Source organism: Caballeronia sp., assembly GCF_049581465.1.
Lineage (GTDB): Bacteria > Pseudomonadota > Gammaproteobacteria > Burkholderiales > Burkholderiaceae > Caballeronia.
The window spans coordinates 1-4,552 of record NZ_JBAUSA010001031.1; the positions used below are offsets into that span (position 1 = coordinate 1).

4 protein-coding genes and 2 pseudogenes are annotated in these 4,552 nt (G+C 59.9%); 5 read left to right on the forward strand and 1 reads right to left on the reverse strand.

Annotation, left to right across the window (positions count from 1 at the left end):
• From WCA53_RS25185 to WCA53_RS25195, 3 genes are all read left to right on the forward strand, one after another.
• The coding region (locus WCA53_RS25185; RefSeq protein ID WP_423916830.1) for a tyrosine-type recombinase/integrase at nt 1–822 on the forward strand (822 nt) is incomplete at its 5' end.
• A 7-nt stretch (nt 823–829) separates the two neighbouring features.
• Nucleotides 830–2,101: a tyrosine-type recombinase/integrase gene (locus WCA53_RS25190; protein WP_423916832.1), complete on the forward strand. Its 1,272-nt coding sequence runs from the start codon at nt 830–832 to the stop codon at nt 2,099–2,101.
• Nucleotides 2,102–2,332: 231 nt separating this feature from the next.
• Complete coding sequence (locus WCA53_RS25195) at nt 2,333–2,794, forward strand: exonuclease domain-containing protein (protein WP_423916834.1); 462 nt, start codon at nt 2,333–2,335, stop codon at nt 2,792–2,794.
• A gap of 326 nt (nt 2,795–3,120) precedes the next feature.
• Here WCA53_RS25195 and WCA53_RS25200 read toward each other — a convergent pair whose 3' ends face one another.
• On the reverse strand, nt 3,121–3,330 hold the full coding sequence (locus tag WCA53_RS25200; protein WP_423916836.1) for a hypothetical protein: 210 nt from the start codon (nt 3,328–3,330) through the stop codon (nt 3,121–3,123).
• A gap of 253 nt (nt 3,331–3,583) precedes the next feature.
• On the opposite strand from WCA53_RS25200, the pseudogene WCA53_RS25205 reads away from it, so the two are divergent.
• Both WCA53_RS25205 and WCA53_RS25210 read left to right on the forward strand, forming a co-directional pair.
• Nucleotides 3,584–3,872, forward strand: a pseudogene (locus tag WCA53_RS25205) (transposase); the annotation flags it as partial.
• Nucleotides 3,873–3,923: 51 nt separating this feature from the next.
• Nucleotides 3,924–4,286: pseudogene (locus tag WCA53_RS25210) on the forward strand (Type 1 glutamine amidotransferase-like domain-containing protein); the annotation flags it as partial.
• Nucleotides 4,287–4,552: the final 266 nt, after the last annotated feature.

Here is a 4,552-nt window from a genome sequence, read left to right on the forward strand (position 1 = left end):
TATACGTGGTGTCGCCGGACCAATCTGATTGACCGACTTCCATTCGACCGTAGCGAGATGCTGATCCGGAAGCCTGCTGGGTTTCTGGCTCACGTCGATGCATCCGGCAACCGGCTTGATGCCAATGAGTTGGTGTTGCCGTCGACGCGGCCGCTGCCGAAGTTCCTCTCGCTGCGTGACGCCGCTGCATTCATGGAGTCGCTTTCGCCTGAACGAACGCGGCTCATCGGGTGGCTGATGATGCTTGCAGGCCTGCGCCGAGAAGAAGCCGCGCTGCTCGATATGCGGGTCCTTCCGAATCTCGGCGGGTATGATCCTGGCAGGTCGATCAAGGTCACGCTGGACCCGGCCATCACGCCGACCAAGGGCTCGAAAGAAAGGTGGGTTCAGATTCCGTATTCCTTGGCGGGTCACCTGCACGATTACCTGATGCGTGAGCGCCCACGGCTCGCAAAAATGTACAAGCAGCGCTACGGCCTGGCGACAACGCGGCTCTTCCTGACTAGGGCGGGCGAAGAGCTATCGCTGGATGGTCTGAACGAGCAGTTCAGGCAGGCCAGTCGGCGCTGTGGCATCCGGTGCCATCCGCACATGTTGCGGCACACGTTCGCGGTCCATGAACTGGTGAGAATGTCCGGGAAGCCGAAGATTAATGCGTTGAAGTGGGTCAGCGACCGGCTCGGGCACGCGTCAGTCACGACCACCGAGATCTACGTGAAGGCCGCCGATATCGTTAGCCACGACGACGCCGACGGCTATGTCGCTGAGATGTTGTGCGCACTGGCGCGAGGGTATGCCGATGATCGGCCGCAAACGAGTTAGCCGAAAGATGAACCTCGCTGGCGTCGGCACGGAGGTCGTGGACCTTCCGCCGGGATGGCACTTCACGATCGACTGTCCGAACCACGGACTGATCCGCTTTGACTTTGAACCATTTTCGAGGGGTGGGCGGCAGGAGCTTGCTGCGCAGTTTCGGGATGCCGTCTGGTCGCTTCGGCACCAAGTTCAGGGGAACACGCTTAAAGATTTCGTCGCGGCTGGAGTAAAACCGTTTTGGCGGTTTCTGGACGTACTGCGAGAGGGCGGCAACGGTGTTGACGCCCTCCGCGAAATCGACGCGGCCGTGATCCGGCAATTTCTGGCGTGGCTTGAGATGCAGACCGTCACCGAAGGAAAGAGCCGTGGCAAGCCCTGGTCGCTTTCGTCGAAGAAAGCGGTCTATGACCGGATGAAATCCCTGCTGCTCAATCGGCAGAAGTTCGCGCCGGAATTGGTAAGCCCTGCCCTTGCATTCCCCAAGAATCCGTTTCCGCGCGTCAACATCGCAACCCCACCGCGCGAACCTTATACCGACAGTGAGCTGCGGCGGATAGTCGATGCGGTCAATGCCGATCTCCGCACGCTCGATGCGGGCGGCCCCGGTGCGTTGTCGTCTTTGCAGGTGCTCGCGGTCTATCTGATCGCCCTTGCCATCGCGACAGGCCGGAATCCACAAGGCCTGCTCGATCTGCGCCGCGATAGCGTGCGTCCGCATCCTCTCGCTGATCGCGAGATATTGGTCACGGAGAAGCGTCGGGGTTACTCGACGCAGGTTACGTCGTATAGCAAAGCCAGTGAAGAGCATGCCGGATCTGATCAGGTAACGACGATCCCGCTCAGTGTCGGTAGCTACGTGCGTGCGGCCATGGAATATACCGCGCCGCTGGCATCGACCGCGTCTGCGCGCCATGCAGATTTCATTTTTCTGTATAGAGTTGAGCGCGGCGTGCGGAGCGGTGAAACCCATAGGCTGGATATCCGAAAATTTAACCAACTAGCCGAGAGTTTTGTTTTCCGGCATGGCCTCAAGGACGATCGGAGCAAGTCGATGCAGTTAAATCTTGCGCGGCTGCGGCCGACGTTCGGTACGCGGCTCTACGAGCGGACGCGCGATGTGCGAAAAGTTCAGCGGGCGCTTGGACATTCGAGTCCGCAGGTTACGGCGCGGCACTACATTACTCTGCCCGAAACCGCGCACCGCGACCATACGTTCGTTGGTCAGGCGGACACCCTCTTAGCGCGCTTGCACGTGATGACTGGGCTGCGTAGGATCAACCGATAAACATAATTGGCGTGCCAAACAACGTGAAGCTGGCCGATCTGTTCGCGCAATCCGACCCGTCTGCACTATGTGCAGGCGAGGTGTGGGCGCACGCGCAAGCCGTGGGCCGTGAGTTTGGCGCGCGCTGCAATCCTGGTGGTGGACCTTGAAGCAACTTGCTCGGATGCCGACCCGGCTTTTGATATGGAAACGATTTAGATCGGCGCCTGCTGGGTCGGCGCCGATGGTTTAGTGCTTGACCGCTGCCAGTCGTTTGTACGCCCGGTTCTAAATCCGCAACTTACTGGGTTCTGCACGCACTTGATCGGGATCAGGCAGGCAAACGTCGATAGCGCGCCGCGGTTTCCGGTCGCCGCCGATGCTCTGCGCGAGTTCGTTGCACGGCACCAGCAACCCGGCTCGACGTGGACGAGCTGGGGAGCGTATGACCGGAAGCAGCTCGAGCGCGACAGCGCGCGCCATGGCGTTGCTACGCCCATCGCAGTACCGCATCAGAACGCCAAGCGCCTGTTTGCCAAGTCGTGTCGGATCGGCAAGGAAGTGGGCATGCTCAAGGCGCGCGAGCTGGTTCGCCTGCATCTCGCCGGAACGCATCACCGCGCGCTTGATGACGCGTTGAATGGGCGGCGACGGCTGCTGCCGTGGGCTCTTGGCGACCGCCTGCGAGTAACAAACCGTGAGGGAACTGGCTGAAGCGCATGCGCGCACCGCGCGCTTGGGGGTTATTTGGTCGCGAGTGGGGTGAAGTACTCACACTGGCCCAGTCGCTCGGGGTTGGACGGTCGCACTTTTTATCAGCATGGGCAAGCCCGCACGCGGGCGCGTCAGGCCAGAGGCGTGGCTCGCGGGGAGACGCGCACACTTAACGGAGCGATGGGGACACTCGAGACGGCCGAATGGAGTATGACGAGAGGATTTGACGAATTGGCGTATCGGTCGGCCCTCGTCATGGCCCGTATGTATCTTGCACCAGCGGCGTATTTGGCCGCTGGCCCACCTCAGCTCTTGGGGGTGCGTCGTCAGTCGCACCATTCACGACAGGCTTTAGCATCCGATGCAAACTCAGGGCCGCGCTTGGCCAGTGCTTCGGCCCATTGCCGCACTTCTTTTTTCGACGGGATCATGCTGGAGGGGCACTCCCAAAGGAAGAAGGCCAAGAAGGAATCCAGATCCTGCTTCGTACCGCTCACGATCTTGTCCAAATACCCGTCGAGGTTGTCTGCTGGCATAAGTGGCTCCTTGTTTCCCGCATTTTGCGCTGGAAACCACAATCCTGGCAGTTGTGCTCGCGTTTCCTGAGGACCGAGCTATGGGCCGAGTCGACGTGGCGTAGCCCTTACCGGTCGCACTAACGTCGCGTCAGGCACAGTGCTGCACATCCGGCGTCTAGCTGGCTACCTTTGATAGATTGCACTAGTCGTCGCACACGCCTTGCAGCGCTTAACGTGGCCGTCGCGCTGACCACATTGCCCTTGGTGAAGATTGCTGCGCCTGACGGATCACCTGAGGGCGTTATTCCAGCAAGTGGCCGAGATCGGATGTCCAGCTCAAGAACTGGGGCCGACAGAGCGATCTCGCACAAAAGCTGGAAAAAATACCAGGCGTCGAACCGGTTACAGCGACTGCCTTGGTGGCGACCATTGGTGATGCAAAGCACTTCCGCAACGGACGTCAGCTTGCCGCGTGGCTCGGTCTGGTCCCTCGGCAGCACTCTAGCGGCGGAACGCAAAACCTGTTGGGCATTAGCAAGCGTGGCGACTCGTATTGGCGCGAGTGGAGTTTGGATAGCACTCTTTCGGAAGCGTGGGACCAGGGTATTCTCCTCGCCGGTATGAGCGCCGGCGCTATGTGTTGGTTTGAGACAGGCCTGGGCGGGTCGTTTGAACAGGGGAATTACGGCTTGCAGCGAGGTTTAGGCCTGATTCAAGGAGCGTGCGCAGCCCATTACAGCAACACTAATATTCCAGGGCGACGCATTAATTTTCTATCCGAAATGCGTCTTGGAAGGATGCCGCGGACCTTAGCTATCGACGATCGCGCTGCCGTTCTTTTTGCGGATCGCGAGATCGAGAAGACGGTTTCCTGGGCGCCCGGTTCGACCGCTTATCGAGTCGAAAAGATTGACGATGAGATTCTCGAGACGCCACTAGCCGCTGTTCAACTACGCGACATCACGGGTCCATGATGCATCGGCCAGTGTGCCAAGCCCGCGAACTAGATGTCTGGGCTCTGGATAGCGTGTAACGCTGTTCAGGGTAGGGTGCCGCCGATCGCGTCAGGCAGACCGCGGCCAGAAGGCGTCATTCGCCCGTAACATCGTTCGGACGTTCAGACGTCAGCTCCGCCTCTGCAAGCGGTCATTCGACTCGAAACAGGAGCGTTGCTCGATCGACCGGAACGATGCCGAGGTTCCGGTAGGCGGATTTTAGCTCAGCAGATCCAGGTCATCGC

What these genes read in the sequence shown, in the direction of transcription:
- WCA53_RS25190 (WP_423916832.1), top strand. Translation starts at nt 830, where the DNA reads ATGAACCTCGCTGGCGTCGGCACGGAGGTCGTGGACCTTCCGCCGGGA.
- WCA53_RS25200 (WP_423916836.1), bottom strand. Translation starts at nt 3,330, where the DNA reads ATGCCAGCAGACAACCTCGACGGGTATTTGGACAAGATCGTGAGCGGT.